This window comes from Nocardioides sp. (genome assembly GCF_029937575.1).
In the GTDB taxonomy this organism is placed as follows: domain Bacteria; phylum Actinomycetota; class Actinomycetes; order Propionibacteriales; family Nocardioidaceae; genus Nocardioides.
Map to the genome: position 1 here is coordinate 67,654 of NZ_JAPYPS010000005.1, position 17,359 is coordinate 85,012.

Sequence of the window (17,359 nt, forward strand, 5' to 3'; positions counted from 1 at the left end):
GGGGGGCGGGTGCCCCCCGACCGGGTCGAGCGGTGGATCAGCAGCCTTCGACGCAGTCCGCGGCGGTGCCGAGGTTGACGAGGTCGAAGTTGTCGTCGAACCCGTAGGTGAACCACGTCGCCGGGTCGTCGGTGTACAGCTTGTGGTCGTCGCTGCTGAAGGGGCTCTCGATCGTGAGGTCGGGACCGATGTGCACGGTCTCGATGTCCTCCATCGCCTGGCGGACCGCCTCCTTGTCGTTGGCGTCACCGACCGTCTGCACGGCCTGGGCGTAGATGTCGAGCATCGCGTAGGTGCTGATGTTGTTGGTCGGGATGGCCGGGGCCTCGCCCGTCTCCTCCTGCACCTGGTCGAGCACCCACTTGTCGCCCCCCTCGAGGAAGTTGCGCGGGTCGACGATCTGGATCTTCTCCCACTGCGACGGCTCGGCCACGTCCTTGTAGTTGGTCAGGATCGTGCCGGTCGTCATGATCGTGGCCGGGTCGAAGCCGCCCTGCTCGATCGCCCGCGTGACCGTGGCGGTGTCGGAGCCCTGGGTGATGCCCATGAACACCGACTCGACGCCGGCGTCCTTCATTCGCTTGATCGTGGCGTTGGCGTCGGCCGCACCGGGCTGGATGGTCTCCTCGACGCTGAGCTCCTTGCCGTTGGCGTCGGCCCAGGCGGTCAGCTGGTCGAGGTTGGACTGGCCGAAGCCGTCGGCGGAGTAGACGATGCCGACCTTGGCGTCGTTGGCCCAGAGCCGCTCGCCCAGGATCGACATGATCTGCTGGTTGGTGAAGTTGGTCTGGAAGGCCCAGTTGGGCTGGACGTCGTAGTTGATGATCTCGTCGGCGTTGGGCCCGGCGAGCAGCCACGGGATGGCGCTGCGCTGAACGGTGTCGGCCACCTGCAGCGAGTTGCCCGACAGCGGCGGACCGAGGATGGCCTGGACGCCCTCCTCGTTGATCAGCTTGCTGACCGCGCGAGCCGTCTCCTCGGGGGAGGCCTGGTCGTCCTCGGCGACGACGTCGAAGCGCACGCCGTACTGCTCCTCGAAGTCGTCGGCGAAGGCCTCGAGGTCCTGGTCCATGTATTCGTAGTAGAGCGAGGCGGGGCCCGTCATCGGCCCGACGACGCCGAGCTTGACGGTGATGATGCCGTCGGCGTCGGCCGTGCCGGTGGCCTCGCTGCCGCCGTCGGAGCCGCATCCCGAGAGTGCGAGCAGGGCAGCGGCGCCGATGGCGATGCCCTTGGCTGACCAGAGGTTCTGGAGCTTCATTCCGGGGTCTCCTCGTTTCTGTGCTGTGACGCGGGTCGCACCGAAGTGGTGCGCTGTGACCCTAACCACGTTGAGTCACTTGCTACAAGACCTAAACCAAAAGAATGAAAAAGTACTTCCGTTGCACCTGGTTGCCATGCATACACTGCGCTCATGACTTCCGTCACTCCGGCGTCGGCTCCGTCGACCAGCACGCGCAGCAGAGCCGAACGGCGCGGCAGTGGCGGCGCTCCGGCCGAGCTGATCTCGGCGGCCGAGACGCTCTTCGCCGAGCGTGGCATCGACGGCGTGTCGATGCGCGAGATCACCCGGGCCGCCAACCAGCGCAACACCACCGCGCTCCAGTACCACTTCGGGGGCCGCGACGGACTGCTCAAGGCGCTGGTCGACAAGCACATGGATCATGTCGCCGTGCGGCGCGCCGCGCTCCTGGACAACCTCGCGGCCGGGGGAGAGACGACGCTGCGCATCGGGGCGTCGGTGCTCGTGCAACCCCTGATCGCCAAGCTCACCGACGACGACGGTGGGCCGTCGTTCCTGATGGTGGCCGGAGAGCTGCTCAACCGCACCCACCGCAACATCGAGGCCGACGAGCCGGCCGGCGGCATCATCTACGACCACCTGGGCAGTCTCGATCGCTGGTCGGCGACCTTCGAGTCCCTCATGCCGGAGGGCTCGACCGGGCCTCCGCTCCACCGCCGCTTCGCGGTGATCCGCTTCGCGCACATCGAGATCGGACGACGTGCGCGGGTGGGGCCGCCGATCGACGTGCCGCTGTTCACCAGCCAGTTGATCGACATGGTCACGGGACTGCTGTCGGCGGAGCTGTCCCCCGAGACCCACCGTCTCCTGAAGGCGCGGCGGACCTCCTAGGACGCCCGGTCAGTCCTCGAGGTTGCGCCAGGCGCTGCCGGCTGCCACGAAGCCCGCGGCATCGCGGGTCAGCGACCGGCGCTGCGCCACGTGCGGATGCGCTGCTGCCTCGTCGAAGTCGAGCACCGGGGTCACGCAGGCGTCGGTGCCGTCGAAGACCGACTGCCAGTGGGAGCGCGGACGGGCATCGAAGGCTTCGGCGAACACAGCCGTGAGCTCGGGCCAGCATGTGGGGTCGTCGCGGTCGGGCAGCGCCGCTGCCTCCAGCTCCAGTCCCGCCACGACCAGCGCGTAGAACTGAGGCTCGATGGCCCCGACCGCCATGAACCCGCCGTCGGCGCAGCGATAGGTCCGGTAGAACGGCGCCGCCCCGTCGAGCAGGTTGTTGCTGCGGGTGTCGTTCCAGGTCTGGTCCGTGCGCAGCTCGAGGATGCCGGCCAGCAGGACCGATGCCCCGTCGACCATGGCCGCGTCGACGACCTGGCCCCGCCCGGTGGTGCCGCGTTGCACCAGGGCGGCAAGCACGCCGTTGACCAGCAGCATCGAGCCGCCACCGTAGTCACCCACCAGGTTGAGGGGCGGCACCGGAGCCTCGCTGGTGCCGATGGCGTGCAGGGCGCCGGTGATCGAGATGTAGTTGATGTCGTGGCCGGCCATCCGGGCGTAGGGGCCGTGCTGACCCCAACCGGTCATCCGGGCGAAGACCAGCCGGGGGTTGCGCGCCATGGCCTGGTCCGGACCGAGCCCGAGGCGTTCCATCACGCCGGGTCGGAAGCCTTCGACGAGCACGTCTGCTGACGAGATCAGGTCCAGCACCCGGTCGCGGTCGGCGGGGTCCTTGAGATCGGCGACGACGCGCCGTCTCCCGCGCAGCGTGTGAGCGTTGTCCTTCTCGGAGGCCTCGCTCGGACGCAGCACCCGGGTCACCTCCGCGCCCAGGTCGGCGAGCATCATGCACGCGTGCGGGCCCGGGCCGATGCCCGCCAGCTCCACCACGCGAACTCCGTTCAGGGGACGGCTCATGCTGGTTCCTCTCGGGACGGACGGTCAGATCCCGGCGCTCTGCCGGGCTCGGTCGAGCAGCACCAGCGTGGCGCCGTGCAGCTGGTCGCCGACGGCGCGCGGCGCCAGACCCGCGCACGCGCGGGCATGGGTGCCCTCCAGCACGATCCCGAGCTTGAAGCAGGCCATCGCGACGTACCAGTCGACGGCGGACAGGTCGCGCGTGGAGTGCTCGCCGTACTCGGCGACCAGCTCGTCGCGGGTGGGCAGCCCCGGCAGTCGACCGAGGGCGGCGTCGACGACCTCGACCTCGTCCCCGCGAGGCCAGGTGGCGAGCAAGGCACCCAGGTCGAGGAGCGGGTCCCCCACGGTGCACATCTCCCAGTCGACGACGGCGGCGACCTGCCCGTCGTCCGGGGTGAGCATGACGTTCGCGAGGTGGTAGTCGCCGTGGATCAGCCCGGGAGTCCAGTCGGCAGGACGGTTGGCCTCGAGCCAGTCGCCGAGGGCCTCCACCCCGGGCAGGTCGGGGCCGGGGTAGCCCGCCAGCTCGGTGTAGGAGTGCAGCTCGGCTCGCCACCGCTCGACCTGGCGCTCGAGGAAGCCCGCGGGACGACCCAGGTTGCCCAGTCCGACGGCACCGTGGTCGACGGCGCCGAGGGTGGCCAGTGCTCGCGCCACCGAGAGGCCGCTGCGGCGACGCAGGTCGGGGTCGGCGGCGTACGGCGCGGGCACCTCGACCGCGGGGTTGAAGCCGACCACGGGCTCCATCACGTAGAAGACGGCGTCACCGAGCACGTCGGTCTCGGTGCACGCCGCGACGAGGGCCGGGTGCGGCACCGCGGTGCCGGAGAGCGCGGTCAGGACCGTGATCTCACGACGCATCGCGTCGTTGGAGCGGCGACGCAGGTGGCGGGGACCCCGGCGTACGACGAGGTCGCGGCCTGCTCGTCGAAAGCGGAGCATGACGTTCTGGGTGCCTCCGCCGAGTGGCGCGACGTCGGTGATCGGCCCCGAGCCGATCCCCTGATCGTCGAGCCACGACGCCAGGATCGCCAGGTCGATCCCCAGGTCGTCGTCGGCGGTGTCGGTCGACACCACCTGCTCAGGCTCCGGTGCCGTAAAGCGCGCGGGCGTGCTGGACCTGCTGGTGGCGGATGTAGCTGGGGAACTGGGCGTCGTCGGCCTTGTAGTCCTTGAGCACCTCGCGCGCCACGACCATCTTGTGCACCTCGGTCGGGCCGTCGGCCAAGCCGATGTGGAAGGAGTTGATGACCCACTCCGCGAAGGGCATCTCGTGGCTCAGACCCAGGGACCCGTGCAGGTGGAGCGCGCGCGAGGCGATGTCGTGCAGCACGTCGGGCATGATCGACTTGACTGCCGAGACGTTCTTGCGGATGGTCTTCCAGTCGTTGCCCTGGTCGGCCAGCCAGGCGGTCTCCAGGATGAGCAGCCGGAACTGGCGCAGCTGGACCCAGGAGTCGGCGATCTTCTCCTGGACCATCTGCTTGTGCGCGAGCACCTCGCCCTTGGTCGAGCGCGACAGCACCCGCTCGCACGTCATGTCGAAGGCGCGGGTCGCCTGGGCGAGCGTGCGCATCGCATGGTGCATACGCCCTCCTCCCAGGCGGGTCTGGGCGATCGCGAACGCTTGGCCGGGCTCGCCGAGCATCGCGGAGTGCGGCACCCGTACGTCGGTCAGCCGCAGGTGGGCGTGGGTGTCCTCGGGCTCGCCGTAGAAGCCGTAGTTCTGGACGATCTCGATGCCGGGTGTGTCGGTGTCGATGATGAACATCGAGGCGCGGGCGTAGGGGCTCCCGGCCTCCGGGTCCGTCACCACCATCATGATGTAGAAGGCAGCGGTCTCGGCCTCGGAGGCGAACCACTTCTCGCCGTTGACGACCCACTCGTCACCGTCGCGCACCGCGCTGGTCTTGAACAGGAGCGGATCTGCCCCGCCCTGGGGTTCGGTCATCGAGAAGCAGGAGACGACCTCGTTGGCGAGCAGCGGCTCGAGGTAGCGCTTCTTCTGCTCCGGTGTGCCGAAGTGGGCGAGGATCTCGGAGTTGCCGGTGTCGGGCGCCTGGGCGCCGAAGACGATCGGGCCGAAGCGCGACATGCCGAACTTCTCGTTCATCAGTGCCAGCTTGAGCTGGCCGTAGCCGGGGCCGCCGAGCTCCGGGCCGAGGTGGCAGGCCCACAGGCCGCGCTCCTGGACCTCGGTCTGGAGGGGGCGCACGAGGCGGACGAACTCCGGGTCGTGGATGTCCCACTGGCTGCCCAGGATGTAGTCGAGCGGCTGAACCTTCTCGCGCACGAAGGTGTCGATCCAGTCGAGTTCCGGCTGGAAGTCAGGGTCGTTCTCGAAGCTCCACATGGAGGCAGCGTGCCCGACGTCACGTGCTGAGTCAAGGCATGCCACTCACTCGTTGAATCACTTGACTTAACGCCGCTAGCGGGGATCGAGCAGCTCTGTCCCACGCGAGAACAGCACCGGCACGCCCCCGCCCATCAGGACGCTGACCTCGTCGACGCGACGCCCGGACGTGTGCAGGTGCAGGTTGAAGGCGGCGATCGCTCCGTAGCGATAGCAGGCCAGGGCGCGATACCAGTCGTACGCCGGCAGGTCGGCGCCCGTGGCGTCGACGTACCAGCGGAGGAGGTCGGCCGGGTCCGCGACGGTCCGCAGCACCGCGCGGCGCTCCGCGTGCCAGCACTGTGGATCGGTCATCATCGACAGCCAGCCGAGGTCGAGGCCCACCGGGCCGATACCGGAGATCTCCCAGTCGATCACCGCGGCCAAGCTGCCGTGCGCGTCGTAGAGCACGTTGTGGGTCTGGTAGTCGCCGTGGAAGATTCCGACTCGGTGGTCTCCCGGGTCGTGCGCGACGAGCGCCTCGCCCAGCCGGGTGCCCGCGGCGACCTGGTCCCGGTCGGTCGTGCGTTCGAGCAGGCGCCCCCAGAACGCGACCTCCGCGGCGACCGGGCGCGGTTCCTCCCACTCAGGCAGTGCGGCCGTCCAGTCGAGCGCGTGCAGCGGGGCCAAGGCCCGCACTGCCTGCTGCAGGTAGGGCGACGCATCGAGGTCGGCCTCGCCGGCACGTGTCCCCGCGGGGGCGTGCATCGCGAACGGCTCCGAGTCCAGGTAGGCCTGGACGATGGCGTCGGTGCCGAACCACCGGGGGTCATCAGTCGACCAGGTCAGCGGCGCGATCGACACGCCTGCCTGCCCGAGGGCCTCGAGCAGGGGGACCTGGCGCAGGACGTCGGTGTTGCCGCGACGCCGGACGCCCGGGGGTGCCAGGCGGATGACGAGTCGCTCGGTCGCGCCGTCGCCCGGGTGCACGGTGAAGCCGAAGCTGAGACCGGCGTTGCCGGGCATCGGTGCGACGCCCGAGACGACGGCCCCGACGCCGTACACGTGCTCGGCCCATGGGGCCAGAAGTGCGGACATCCGGGCGGCGTCGAGAGTGCTCACGGAAGGGACGCTAGTCGAAACGAGCGATCGTTCGGTATAAGTGCCGGGTGCCCTTGACCTCGATGCCGACCTACGACGACGCCGTCGCGCTGCCTGCCTACAACGCCATGACGGTGCCTCCCGAGTTCGAGGACCGCAACGGTCACATGAACATCGCGCACTACCTGACGGTCGCGTCCTGGGGTGTCGAGTACGCGATGCAGGCGGCTGGAGTGGCCCCGGACTGGCACGAGACCGAGAAGCTCGGCTTCTTCACCGCCGAGCACCACATCGTCTACCTCCGCGAGGTCCACGTGGGATCCGAGGTGTCGGTGCGGGTCCGCTACGTCGGGCGCTCAGCACGGGCCCTTCACCTGCAGGCCTTCCTGCTGGACGACACGAACCGCGTCGTGGCCTACGTGCTGGAGGTGATGGCCGTGCACATCGACTTCCGCACCCGACGTACGTCCGTGTGGCCCGACGGGCTGGGCGCCACCTTGGACGGGCTGGTCGCGGAGCACGAAACCCTCCCGTGGCCGGCGCCGCTCAGTGGGAGCCTGGCGCTGCGCTGAGGTACTCCGCGTCAGCGGTGGGTCTGGCCGTCGTCGACCTGGATGACCGTCCCGGTGACGGCGTCCGAGGCCGGCGACGTCAGAAACAGCAGCGCGCTCTCGAGCTGGGCGGGGTCGCCCAGGCGGCGTCGGGGGAAGGCGCCGGTGATGTCGCCCATCCGCTCGAGCATCCCGTCCATCATCTCCGAGGCGAAGGCTCCCGGTGCGATGGCGGTGACGTTGATGTGGTGCCGTGCCCACTCGACGGCCAGCACCTCGGTCATCCGGTTCACCGCCGCCTTGGTGACGCTGTACAGCGCCGCTCCCTCGCCGGTGTAGTGGAAGGCCGACATCGACGAGATGTTGACGATCCGGCCCGGCAGCTCGGCCGCGATCAGGCGTCGAGCCACCTCGGTGGCCAGCAGCCACGGCCCTCGCAGGTTGGTCGCCAGCACGGCATCGACGAGCTCGAGCGGCATCCTGTGCGCCCGCTGGGCGTCGGGCATCCCGGCGTTGTTGACCAGGATCGTGGGCACCCCCAGCTCGGCCTCGACCGAGTCGACTGCGGCGACGATCGCGTCGGCGTCGGTGACGTCGAGAGCCACGGCGTACGCCGTGCCACCCTCGGCCTCGATCTCGGCGACGACCTCGGTCAACCGGTCCGTGCGTCGAGCTCCGACCGCGACGCCGGCTCCGGCTCGGGCGAGCGTCAGGGCGAAGTGGCGCCCGAGGCCCGCGCTGGCGCCGGTCACGAGGGCGACCTGGCCGGTCAGGGGGTGGTCGGTGGTGGCGTCGGGCATCGGGACTCCTTGACGACGAGAGGCGGTCTCCCTAGCCTACCGAACGAACGTTTAGATATGTCGAGGTCGAAGGAGCGTCACCGTGAGCAACGTCGAGGTCAGCCAGCTGCGCGAGGGCGTCACCCAGGTGACGCTCGACCGGCCGGACCGGCTCAACGCCCTCGACGCCGCCATGGTCGCCGAGCTCAGCGAGGCGCTGCGCGAGATCGCCGCCGACCGGGACTGCCGTGTGGTCGTGCTGACCGGAGCGGGTCGGGCCTTCTGCGCCGGCCTGGACCTACAGGGGTACGGCGACGGGCGCCCCGACGACGAGCCGCTGGAGGTCCTCGACCGGCAGCGCGGCATCGCCTACCTGACCGAGCAGCTCCACCGTCTGCCACAGCCGGTGATCGCCGCCGTCAACGGCCCGGCAGCCGGTGGTGGCCTCGCGCTGGTCTGCGCCAGCGACATCCGCATCGCCTCGACGACGGCGGTCTTCAAGGTCTCCTTCATCACCGCCGGGTACTCCGCGTGTGACATCGGCGTGTCCTGGCTCCTGCCCCGCATCGTCGGGGCGGGCGCCGCCCACGAGCTGATGCTGACCGGGCGCCGCTGTGACGCCGACGAGGCCGCACGACTTGGCCTCGTCGTACGCGTCGCCGAGCCCGACGGCCTTCTCGCCGCGGCCCTGGAGACGGCGGCCCAGATCCTGGCCAACGGGCCCGGACAGGTCGAGCTCACCAAGCAGGGCATGTGGATCGCCCTGGAGACGCCCAGCCTGCTCGCCGCCATCGAGTTCGAGAACCGCCAGCAGGTGATCACCGCGATGACAGAGGACTCACGCGAGTCGGCGGCCGCGTTCCTCGAGAAGCGGACGCCGACGTACCACCGTCGTTGAGAGCGGCACGGCTACTTCTCGGATCGAGCTCCGCGCACCATCGCGCCGCCGATGATGTGCTTCATGATCTCGTTGGTGCCGCCGTAGATCTTCTGCACGCGTGCGTCCTGGTAGGCGCGCGCGACCGGGTACTCGACCATGTAGCCGTAGCCGCCGTGCAGCTGCAGGGCGCGGTCGACGACGCGGGTCTGCATGTCGGTGGCCCACCACTTCGCCTTGGCCGCGTCGACGTCGGTGAGGTCGCCGTCGTTCCAGGCGAGGATGCACTGGTCGATGTAGGCGCGGGTCACGTCGGCCTCGGTCGCGAGCTCGGCCAGCTGGAACCGGGTGTTCTGGAAGTCCGAGATCGGCTGGCCGAAGGCCTCGCGCTCGGTGGTGTACTCGAGAGTGGTGGCGATGACGGCGTCGGCCACCGCGATGCCCTGGGCCGCGATGGAGAGCCGCTCGAGGGGCAGCATCGCCTTGAGCTGGGCCAGGCCACCACCCTCGACGCCGAGCAGGTTGTCCTCGGGGACGAAGACATCCTCGAAGACGAGCTCGGCGGTGTCCTGGGCGGGCAGGCCGATCTTCTTGAGCTGACGACCGCGGGAGAACCCCGGCATGTCGCGCTCGACGACGAGCAGGCTGAACGCGTTGCGCCCTCCGTCGGGGTCGGTCCTGGTCACGACCACGACGAGGTCGGACTGGATGCCGGAGGTGATGAAGGTCTTCGCCCCGTTGACGACCCAGCCGCCGTCGACCTTCTTCCCCGACGTCCGGATCCCCTGCAGGTCGCTGCCGGTCCCGGGCTCGGTCATCGCGATCGCCGCGATCAGCTCACCGCTGCACAGGCGTGGGAGCCAACGGGCCTGCTGCTCGGGGGTGCCCAGCTCGGCGAAGTAGGGGATCAGGATGTCGTCCTGGAGCGAGAAGCTCGAAGCCAGCCCACCGGCGTAAGCCGTGGCGAGCTCCTCGAGCAGGACGTTGCGGTAGCGGTAGTCGCGGAACATCCCACCGCCTCCGTGCTCCTCGGGACCCGACAGTCCCACGAGCCCCTGCTTGCCCGCCGAGACCCACGTCTCGCGGTCGACGTGGCGCTGCTCGTCCCAGCGCTCGTGGTGGGGCACGACCTCGCGGGCCACGAACTCGCGCACGGACTCGCGGAACGCCTCGTGGTCGGCGGTGTAGAGGTGACGCTTCATCGGGTGATCTCCAGATGTGTCGGGTCGAACGAGGGCGCCGGAAAGGCAGCGAGGACGTCGGGTACGTCGTCGGGCACCCGGTCGGTGAAGACCGGTGCCCGCTTGTCGAGGAACGCGGCGATGCCGTCGCGGGCATCGGCGCTCACGCCGCGCAGGTTGATGCCGAGCGTCTCGGCGGTGTGGGCGATCACGGGGTGCTCGGCCCCCAGCATCCGCCACATCATCCGGCGGGCGAGCGCCGTGGAGACCGGCGCGGTGTTGTCGGCGATCTCCCGGGCCAGGGCGTAGGCGGCCGGCAACAGCTCGGCGGCGGGGTAGACGGTGCGGACCAGACCCTTCTCGAGTGCCTCGTCTGCACCGAAGACGCGCCCGGTGTAGACCCACTCCAGAGCGGTCTGCATCGCGACCACGCGCGGTAGGAACCACGTGGAGCACGACTCAGGTACGAAGCCCCGCCGGTTGAAGACGAAGCCGAAGCGCGCCGTCTCGGAGGCGAGCCGGATGTCGCAGGGCAGGGTGATCGTCGAGCCCACACCCACGGCCGGGCCGTTGACCGCGGCGATGATCGGCTTGTCCAGCTCGAACATCCGCAGCACCACGCGCCCGCCGCCGTCACGACGTACGGGAAGGTCCTGCCCGTCGACGTCGTACGACGTGCCCGGCGGCGCCGAGGGGCTGGTGCGCCACTCCTGGAACGCCTCGGATGAGGCGGAGAGGTCCATCCCGGCACAGAACGCGCGGCCGGTGCCGGTGAGCACGACGACCCGCACCTCGGGGTCGGCGTCGACGGCGTCGAAGGCCTCGATCAGCTCGACCTCCATCGTGTCGGTGAAGGCGTTGAGGGAGTCCGGACGGTCGAAGCGGATCGTGGCGATGCCGTCCTCGACGGCGAGCGCGATGTGCTCCACCGGCGGTCTCAGAGCCGCTCGATGATGGTGGCGTTGGCCATGCCGCCGCCCTCGCACATCGTCTGGAGGCCGTAGCGGCCACCGGTGGCCTCGAGGTGGTGCAGCATCGTGGCGAGGATGCGGGTGCCGGAGCCGCCGAGGGGGTGACCCAGGGCGATGGCGCCTCCGCGGGGGTTGAGCTTGGACTGGTCGGCGTTGAACTCGCGCGCCCAGGCCAGGGGCACGGGGGCGAAGGCCTCGTTGACCTCGTAGGCGTCGATGTCCTCGATGCTCAGGCCCGAGCGCTTGAGTGCCTGGTGCGTGGCCGGGATGACGCCGTCGAGCATCGTGATCGGGTCCGAGCCGGTCACGGCGAAGGTGTGGAAGCGAGCGCGCGGGGTGAGGCCGAGAGCGACGGCCTTCTCCTCGCTCATGATCAGCGCAGCCGAGGCGCCGTCGGTCAGGGGCGAGGAGTTGCCGGGCGTGATGTGCCAGCCGATCTCGGGGAACTGCGCGGCGTAGGCCTCGTTGTGGAAGGCCGAGCGCAGGCCGCCGAGACCCTCGGCGGTGGTCGAGGCCCGGACGGTCTCGTCGACGGTGTGCACCGAGCCGTCGGGCAGCGTGATCGGCACGATCTCGCTGGTGAAGGCGCCCTCGCTGGTGAAGGCCGCGGCGCGGTCGTGTGAGCGAGCGGAGAAGGCGTCGAGGTCTTCACGAGTCAGCTTCCACCGCGCTGCGATCAGCTCGGCACCGATGCCCTGGTGTGGCAGCCCCTCCGGGTAGCGCTCGGCCAGCGGGCCGAACGGGTCGCCGCCGGCGGCGACCGAGGACCCCATCGGGACCCGGCTCATCGACTCGACGCCACAGGCGATGGCGATGTCGTAGGCCCCGGCCATCACGCCCTGGGCCGCGAAGTGGGCGGCCTGCTGGGAGGAGCCGCACTGGCGGTCGATGCTCGTGGCCGGGATGGACTCCGGGAAGCCTGCCCGCAGCACTGCCGAGCGACCGATGTTCAGGGCCTGGTCGCCGACCTGTCCCACGCAGCCGGCGATCACGTCGTCGAGCAGCCCGGGATCGAGGTCGTTGCGCTCGACGAGCCTGCCGATCGTCCGGGCCAGGAGGTCGACCGGGTGCACGCCGGACAGTGCGCCACCCGGCTTCCCCTTGCCGGAGGCGGTGCGGACGATGTCGACGATGACGGCGGTGGTCATGGGGGTCTCCTCTGGCCGGAAAACTAAACGAGCGTTCGGTTCAGGTTAGGCCGGAGCGCGTGGCCGGTCAAGGTTCGAGGAGCTCTGCCAGCTAGGAAGCCATCGCCGCGAACGGCGCCGCGGCACCGTAGAGCTTGTAGAGCGCGAACGGTCCGGCATGGAACGTGCTGCACCGGCCCTCGAGCAGCTCCATCGCGTGCGTGTCGGACAGCCCCGCCCCGTAGCCGAAGGCGCTCTCGCCGACGGTGCCGTTGATCGCACCCGTGGCATAGCTGCGGATGCGCTGCACCATGCCGAGACGGAGCGTGTCGTCGGCCTGTCGCCACCAGCTGCACGTGAAGCTGCCGAGCGGCTCCTGGCTGACCCGCCGGGGCAGCGCCCCGGGGGCCAGGTTCTTCTCGTCGAAGGTGTAGCGGAACAGGCTGGCCAGGGGATTGGGGACCAGAGCGCGCAGCGAGCCACACAGGCGTGGTGACAGTCCGGCCGCACACACCGCGGCCAGGTGGGCTGCGTTGCCCACGTCGGCCCGGAGGGGCAGTGGCAGGGGAAGGCCACCGGCGGTCGGCTTGTCCGGGGTCTGGGCCCAGCTGCAGGAGTACGGGTTGCCGGCCGGGTAGCCGGAGACCTCGAAGCCCGCGAGACAGCCGACGAGCTCGGCCTCGTTGACCGCGTCGCCGAGCCCGATGCTCAGGGCGGGCTGGGTGCCGCCCGAGCAGCTGGGCAGCAGCAGCGGGGAGGTCGTGACCCGAGCGCCCGGTGCCGCCTTGTTGTCCCACCAGCAGTTGCCGGTGTTGCCGGGGAAGCTGTCCCACCAGAAGTCCGTGCCGTTGGGCATGACCTTGCCCCGCGGGCTCACTCCCATGGTGTTGCCCTCGAAGTGGTTGCCGTACGACGTCGAGACCCCCGCCACGTCGCAGTTCGGCACCGGGGTGTCGGACCCGAGGGGCGGCGGACCGCACACGGTCGCGTCCGGGACGGCGAACAGCATGGTGCCGCGCCGCCAGTTGTCGTAGAAGTGGTTCTGGCGCACCCGGTTGTTGTTGCCGCCGGCGAGCCACAGACCGGTCCCGACGGGGGCGGCGATGAACGGCTCGACGTCGGAGGAGCTGTCGAAGACGTTGAAGTTGTTGGAGTAGAAGTTGTTCCTCGAGATGGTGTTGCCGTGCTGCGGGAAGCCGGGGTGGCCGGGTGCGGTGAACACGTCGGTGGTCAGACCGAGCGCGTTGTCGTAGAAGTTGTTGCGCGTGATCAAGGTCCCGTGGCTGTTGGTGCCGGAGAAGCCGCTGGCGTTGTGGTGGCTGTCGCACTTGCGGACCGTCTGGCTGTAGCGCCACTTCGGGTAGAACTTCTTGTACCGGTTGTCCGTCGAGTCGGCCCCGGAGCCGGGGTAGAGCCCGGAGTCCCCGCTGCCGGCTGCGTCGCAGTTCTGCATCACGCCGTGGTCGCCGACGAACGTCAGCACGCCGTACCCACCGGCGTAGAAGACCTTGAACCGGTCGAGCAGGTACCCGTCGGTCTCGAGGACGTAGATGTTGTGCTCGCGCGCGTGGCGCACCGTGACGTTGCGCAGCACGAAGCCGTCTGCCCGGTCGACGAAGATGCCGACGTCCTTCTTGTGCCCGGCGGCCGAGGGGCCGCCGTTGCCGGCCGAGGCGTCGCCGGCCTCGACGATCACGTCGTCGGCGCTGACGCCGGAGCCCTCGAGCTGCAGGTTGCAGCGGATGCACTTCCCGGCGTTCGGGATGCCGTGCCGGTTGGCACGCGGGGGATCGGGAACCGGCCCGGTGTCGGGGCCGCGTCCGATGACGGCGACCAGGTTGGCGTCGTTGGGACAGTGGATCTGGAAGTCGTGCGACAGCGCGCCGGGGTCGCCGTCGTCGGCGGGAGTCAGGTACTCGTCGCAGGCGGGGTCGTTGGTCGGCTGCTTGCGTGAGTGGATCTCGCGGTACAGGCCCGGCATCACCACGACGCGGTCGTTGTTGCCCGAGTCGGTCACGGCCCGCTGGATCTGGTGGTACTCGCACTTCTGGAACAGCCGCTTGTTGACGGCGACGAGTCGCTTCGCCTTCGCCCGGCTCAGGCTCTTGCGCACCGTCGGCCGGATCTCGTAGCCGACCTTGCGTGCCTTCCTGACGGATGCCCGGAGGAGCCGCATCGAGTCCTGGTGGCACACCACCCGGGTCGTCCCCGGCGGCTTGCGGTCCAGGGCCGAGCGCAGCGAGCGTGCCTTCGGGACGGCGCCCCCTGCGCACGGAGAGATGCTGCAGTCGGCCTTCGGGTTGGGGTAGTACGACGGTCTCTCGACGTGAGCCTGCGCCGCCGGGGTCGGCACGACGGCCAGGATCGCCACCGCGAGCAGGAGGGTGAGCAGCGAGATCAGGAACGAGGGGACGGCTCGGCGCATGGGGGTGCCTTTCCGGGGCGCCCGCTCTCGGACGCGACTACCTGCTGCAACGAGCGGATCGATGTGACGTTACGCACACTTCGCGAGAGGCCGTGTAACGCTGGGCCCCCACGGCGGCATGAGCACCACAGTGGAGCAGCCGCTGTCGCCAGGACCGGCGCACACCGCGATCGAGTGATGAGGGGGCACGGCATGGGTGCGAGACCGCTGGGTCTGCGAGTTCCGGAGGTCGCCTCCCCGGACCACCTCGTCGAGCAGCTCGCGCTGACGGCGAGGCAGAGCCGCCCGTCCATCGCCGGCCGGGGACGGCTGGGGATGGCCGTCGCCGCGGGCGCGACCGTCCTGCTGCTCTCCGTCGGCGGGGCGTGGGCCTCGGGGGCGGTCGACCTGCCGGGCCTGCCCGACGTCGGCGGCCACACGCCGCAGCCCGGACCGGGCGAGCCGGCCACCACGCCGGCCACGCCGACCCCCACCGAGGTGGCGCCGTCCGCTCCGGGCGCCGACCCGCAGGAGCCCCGGCAGCCCGGGAAGCGTCAGGAGTCCGGGAAGGGTCAGCAGGGCGGTGACAAGGGCGACCGGGGACGTGGAACGGGCAGGAACAACGGTCAGGACCAGCGTCAGGACGGGGGCCAGGGTCAGGGACAGGAGCGCGGCCAGGACCTGGCCCGCGACCGAGGCCAGGGCCAGGGTCAGGGCCAGGGCCAGGGGCGGCCGGGCGAGGCCGGTCGACCCGAGGCCCCGGGCCGCAGTGACCAGGCGCCCGGCCGGTCCGGGGACTCGCCGGGTCGTGGGGCGGGGCCCTCGGACGTGTCCGACGACGCCGGGAAGAAGGGCGGACGGCGCGACACCACGGCTACGCCTGGCAAGGGGCCGCGCAGTCGTGGTTGACGATCGTCTCGTCGCCGCTGCCAAGACCGGCGACGCGCAGGCGTGGCGCACCCTCCACCAGGCTCATGCGGGGCGTCTCGTGGCGTGGCTCGCCCTGCGACCCACGGGCGACACGGTCGCCTCGCCGGAGGACGTGGCGGCCGAGGCGTGGCTGGTCGCGGCATCGAAGATCGCCGACTTCCACGGTTCGTCGTCCGACTTCGCCGGCTACCTGTTCGGCGTCGCCCGCAAGGTCAGCGCCAGCACCAGGCGACGCTCCGTCCGTCGGGGCACGGACCCGGGGGACGCCGAGCAGCACCTCGCCCCCGAGCCGGACCCCACGCTCGTCGTCGACGCTCACGACTGGGTCCGCGACGCGCTCGCGAACCTGCCGCCGCGGGAGCGGGACGTGGTCGGGCTGGTGGACGGGTTGGGCTTCGACACCGCCGAGGCCGCCCGCGCGCTCGGGATCAGCACGGTCGCCGTGCGGGTGGCGCGGCACCGGGGCCTGCGGCGACTTCGCTCACGCCATGCGGTGGACGCCGCGCCCGGCGCGGAGCTGGAGCTCGGACGGGGTGCGTCGACCGACTGAGCGACGGCGCGCTGCTCGCACCCCGGTGCACGGGGGGCAGGCGTCGGAGCCCTCGCCGGCGTGTGTCCGGACCGACGACGACGCCCGCTGGTGAGGACGGCGCCGTCGGTCCGGACGAGCCCGGGGAAGGGCCCTGCCGGGGATCAGTCCTCGGCAGGCTCGGTGGGCGCGTCCTCCTGCGCCGCCTCGCACTCCTCGAGCCGCTCGGAGGCCTTCTCGACGCGCTTCTGCTGAGCCTTCTGGTTCTCCTTGGCGTCACTGCGCTTGTCCTTGGCCTTGGCGAGGTCGGCCTTGGCCGCACGCTTCTCAGCGCCCTTGTCGGCGTTCTTCTTCTCCTTCTTCGCCTTCTTGACCTTCTCCTTCTTGGCCTCGAAGACGGCGGTCAGGCGCTCGAGGGCATCCTCGGCCTTGTCGAGCTGCTTCTGCTCCTTCGAGCAGGCCTCCGGAGCGTTCGAACCGTCGTGGCCGTCCGCCATGGCAGGGGAGGCCAGCGCGCCGAGGGAGAGGGCGAGAGCGGCAGCGCCGCCGGCGACTCGGGTGGTGAGGTGCATGTCGACTCCTGATGAAGGGGTTCGACCCGCGGATCGGGTCTCGTGGCTGGTACCTGCCGCGAGACGGCGAGGGTGTTACATCGGAACGGGACGCGTGCCCACCCGTCCGACCTGCCCGGGCCGGCCTCGGGCTCAGCCGCGGGGCTGGGCCCGCAGCAGGTCGCTCGTCAGGAACAGCAGCACGTCGCGCAGCAGCTCGTGCGCCTGCGGTCGGGTCAAGGTCTCGCGGCGGGCCCACTCGTGCACGGTCGTCTTGGCCAGGCCGCCGTAGCAGCGCACCAGCGCCAGGGAGCGTTCGTCGGCGGGGTCCAGACCCACTAGCTCGAGCACGCGCTGGGCTGCGAGGTCGTCGGCGCGCCGGATGATCGCGGCGACCTCCTCGTCGTCGGCGACCCCCTCGGCGCCCAGGACGGTCAGGTACGACGCCACGCGTGGCTCCACCGAGTCGAGGAACCACCGCACGGCGACCTCGACCTTCTCCGCCATGCTGCCGGGCACCCGGGTCGGGAGGTCCTCCAACGTCGGGAGCAGCACCGAGCGGCGGACGACCTCGAGGTAGAGCCCGCGCTTGTCCCCGAAGTAGTGGTTGAGGAGTCCGCGCGCGATGCCCGCCTCTCGCGCGATCGCCACGGTCGAGACCCGGGAGTAGGGCTGGTGCTCGAAGAGCCGGGCGGCGGCGTCCAGGATCGACTCCCGGCGCTCGTCCGGGGGGAGGCGGCGCCGTACGACGGCGTCGGGTGGCCGGTCGTCGGCTGCCTGGCTCATGCCGGGCAGTGTCCCACGGAGGCGGGGGCGCCGGACCCTTCCGCGCCCTCTGTTGGCAAGGTGCCAACAGAGGGCTAGGC

17 protein-coding genes are annotated in these 17,359 nt (G+C 70.6%); 5 read left to right on the plus strand and 12 right to left on the minus strand.

What is annotated here, in order from left to right:
• Positions 1-37 precede the first annotated feature (37 nt).
• Positions 38-1,261 carry an ABC transporter substrate-binding protein gene (locus tag Q1K33_RS03260; RefSeq protein ID WP_300400540.1) on the minus strand — a complete coding sequence of 408 codons (1,224 nt, stop codon included), beginning with the start codon at positions 1,259-1,261 and terminating at the stop codon, positions 38-40.
• Positions 1,262-1,414: 153 nt separating this feature from the next.
• Here Q1K33_RS03260 and Q1K33_RS03265 point away from each other — a divergent pair, with 153 nt between their 5' ends.
• Complete coding sequence (locus tag Q1K33_RS03265) at positions 1,415-2,134, plus strand: helix-turn-helix domain-containing protein (protein WP_300400543.1); 720 nt, start codon at positions 1,415-1,417, stop codon at positions 2,132-2,134.
• A 9-nt stretch (positions 2,135-2,143) separates the two neighbouring features.
• Here Q1K33_RS03265 and Q1K33_RS03270 read toward each other — a convergent pair whose 3' ends face one another.
• The 4 genes from Q1K33_RS03270 to Q1K33_RS03285 form a co-directional block, all read right to left on the minus strand.
• Entirely contained in the window at positions 2,144-3,157 is a 1,014-nt protein-coding gene (locus tag Q1K33_RS03270; RefSeq protein WP_300400545.1) for a CaiB/BaiF CoA-transferase family protein, read from the minus strand.
• Positions 3,158-3,181: 24 nt separating this feature from the next.
• Positions 3,182-4,237 (minus strand): phosphotransferase family protein, encoded by a 1,056-nt coding sequence (locus Q1K33_RS03275; RefSeq protein WP_300400547.1) that lies wholly within the window; start codon positions 4,235-4,237, stop codon positions 3,182-3,184.
• Between the two features lie 4 nt (positions 4,238-4,241).
• Positions 4,242-5,513 (minus strand): acyl-CoA dehydrogenase family protein, encoded by a 1,272-nt coding sequence (locus Q1K33_RS03280; RefSeq protein ID WP_300400550.1) that lies wholly within the window; start codon positions 5,511-5,513, stop codon positions 4,242-4,244.
• A gap of 75 nt (positions 5,514-5,588) precedes the next feature.
• A complete protein-coding gene (locus Q1K33_RS03285; protein WP_300400553.1) occupies positions 5,589-6,614 on the minus strand; it encodes a phosphotransferase family protein in 1,026 nt (341 codons plus the stop codon).
• Positions 6,615-6,661: 47 nt separating this feature from the next.
• Here Q1K33_RS03285 and Q1K33_RS03290 point away from each other — a divergent pair, with 47 nt between their 5' ends.
• On the plus strand, positions 6,662-7,165 hold the full coding sequence (locus Q1K33_RS03290; RefSeq protein WP_300400556.1) for a thioesterase family protein: 504 nt from the start codon (positions 6,662-6,664) through the stop codon (positions 7,163-7,165).
• Between the two features lie 11 nt (positions 7,166-7,176).
• Here Q1K33_RS03290 and Q1K33_RS03295 read toward each other — a convergent pair whose 3' ends face one another.
• Entirely contained in the window at positions 7,177-7,944 is a 768-nt protein-coding gene (locus tag Q1K33_RS03295; protein WP_300400559.1) for an SDR family NAD(P)-dependent oxidoreductase, read from the minus strand.
• Positions 7,945-8,026: 82 nt separating this feature from the next.
• Here Q1K33_RS03295 and Q1K33_RS03300 point away from each other — a divergent pair, with 82 nt between their 5' ends.
• Positions 8,027-8,821 carry an enoyl-CoA hydratase/isomerase family protein gene (locus Q1K33_RS03300; protein ID WP_300400561.1) on the plus strand — a complete coding sequence of 265 codons (795 nt, stop codon included), beginning with the start codon at positions 8,027-8,029 and terminating at the stop codon, positions 8,819-8,821.
• Positions 8,822-8,832: 11 nt separating this feature from the next.
• Here Q1K33_RS03300 and Q1K33_RS03305 read toward each other — a convergent pair whose 3' ends face one another.
• The 4 genes from Q1K33_RS03305 to Q1K33_RS03320 all read right to left on the minus strand — a co-directional run bounded on the left by Q1K33_RS03305 (position 8,833) and on the right by Q1K33_RS03320 (position 14,504).
• Complete coding sequence (locus tag Q1K33_RS03305; protein ID WP_300400563.1) at positions 8,833-10,002, minus strand: acyl-CoA dehydrogenase family protein; 1,170 nt, start codon at positions 10,000-10,002, stop codon at positions 8,833-8,835.
• Positions 9,999-10,910, minus strand: a complete 912-nt coding sequence (locus Q1K33_RS03310; RefSeq protein ID WP_300400566.1) for a crotonase/enoyl-CoA hydratase family protein — start codon at positions 10,908-10,910, stop codon at positions 9,999-10,001. Before Q1K33_RS03310 ends, Q1K33_RS03305 begins: the two co-directional genes overlap by 4 nt.
• Positions 10,911-10,918: 8 nt before the next feature.
• On the minus strand, positions 10,919-12,100 hold the full coding sequence (locus Q1K33_RS03315; protein WP_300400568.1) for a thiolase family protein: 1,182 nt from the start codon (positions 12,098-12,100) through the stop codon (positions 10,919-10,921).
• A gap of 91 nt (positions 12,101-12,191) precedes the next feature.
• Positions 12,192-14,504: a right-handed parallel beta-helix repeat-containing protein gene (locus Q1K33_RS03320; RefSeq protein ID WP_300400570.1), complete on the minus strand. Its 2,313-nt coding sequence runs from the start codon at positions 14,502-14,504 to the stop codon at positions 12,192-12,194.
• Between the two features lie 192 nt (positions 14,505-14,696).
• On the opposite strand from Q1K33_RS03320, the gene Q1K33_RS03325 reads away from it, so the two are divergent.
• Entirely contained in the window at positions 14,697-15,392 is a 696-nt protein-coding gene (locus Q1K33_RS03325) for a hypothetical protein (RefSeq protein WP_300400572.1), read from the plus strand.
• Positions 15,385-15,963 carry an RNA polymerase sigma factor gene (locus Q1K33_RS03330; RefSeq protein ID WP_300400575.1) on the plus strand — a complete coding sequence of 193 codons (579 nt, stop codon included), beginning with the start codon at positions 15,385-15,387 and terminating at the stop codon, positions 15,961-15,963. Before Q1K33_RS03325 ends, Q1K33_RS03330 begins: the two co-directional genes overlap by 8 nt.
• Positions 15,964-16,106: 143 nt before the next feature.
• Here Q1K33_RS03330 and Q1K33_RS03335 read toward each other — a convergent pair whose 3' ends face one another.
• Positions 16,107-16,514, minus strand: a complete 408-nt coding sequence (locus tag Q1K33_RS03335) for a hypothetical protein (RefSeq protein WP_300400578.1) — start codon at positions 16,512-16,514, stop codon at positions 16,107-16,109.
• Between the two features lie 132 nt (positions 16,515-16,646).
• A complete protein-coding gene (locus Q1K33_RS03340; RefSeq protein ID WP_300400580.1) occupies positions 16,647-17,279 on the minus strand; it encodes a TetR/AcrR family transcriptional regulator in 633 nt (210 codons plus the stop codon).
• Between the last annotated feature and the right edge of the window lie 80 nt (positions 17,280-17,359).

What these genes read in the sequence shown, in the direction of transcription:
- Q1K33_RS03260 (WP_300400540.1), bottom strand. Translation starts at nt 1,261, where the DNA reads ATGAAGCTCCAGAACCTCTGGTCAGCCAAGGGCATCGCCATCGGCGCC.
- Q1K33_RS03265 (WP_300400543.1), top strand. Translation starts at nt 1,415, where the DNA reads ATGACTTCCGTCACTCCGGCGTCGGCTCCGTCGACCAGCACGCGCAGC.
- Q1K33_RS03270 (WP_300400545.1), bottom strand. Translation starts at nt 3,157, where the DNA reads ATGAGCCGTCCCCTGAACGGAGTTCGCGTGGTGGAGCTGGCGGGCATC.
- Q1K33_RS03280 (WP_300400550.1), bottom strand. Translation starts at nt 5,513, where the DNA reads ATGTGGAGCTTCGAGAACGACCCTGACTTCCAGCCGGAACTCGACTGG.
- Q1K33_RS03295 (WP_300400559.1), bottom strand. Translation starts at nt 7,944, where the DNA reads ATGCCCGACGCCACCACCGACCACCCCCTGACCGGCCAGGTCGCCCTC.
- Q1K33_RS03305 (WP_300400563.1), bottom strand. Translation starts at nt 10,002, where the DNA reads ATGAAGCGTCACCTCTACACCGCCGACCACGAGGCGTTCCGCGAGTCC.
- Q1K33_RS03315 (WP_300400568.1), bottom strand. Translation starts at nt 12,100, where the DNA reads ATGACCACCGCCGTCATCGTCGACATCGTCCGCACCGCCTCCGGCAAG.
- Q1K33_RS03320 (WP_300400570.1), bottom strand. Translation starts at nt 14,504, where the DNA reads ATGCGCCGAGCCGTCCCCTCGTTCCTGATCTCGCTGCTCACCCTCCTG.
- Q1K33_RS03325 (WP_300400572.1), top strand. Translation starts at nt 14,697, where the DNA reads ATGGGTGCGAGACCGCTGGGTCTGCGAGTTCCGGAGGTCGCCTCCCCG.
- Q1K33_RS03335 (WP_300400578.1), bottom strand. Translation starts at nt 16,514, where the DNA reads ATGCACCTCACCACCCGAGTCGCCGGCGGCGCTGCCGCTCTCGCCCTC.
- Q1K33_RS03340 (WP_300400580.1), bottom strand. Translation starts at nt 17,279, where the DNA reads ATGAGCCAGGCAGCCGACGACCGGCCACCCGACGCCGTCGTACGGCGC.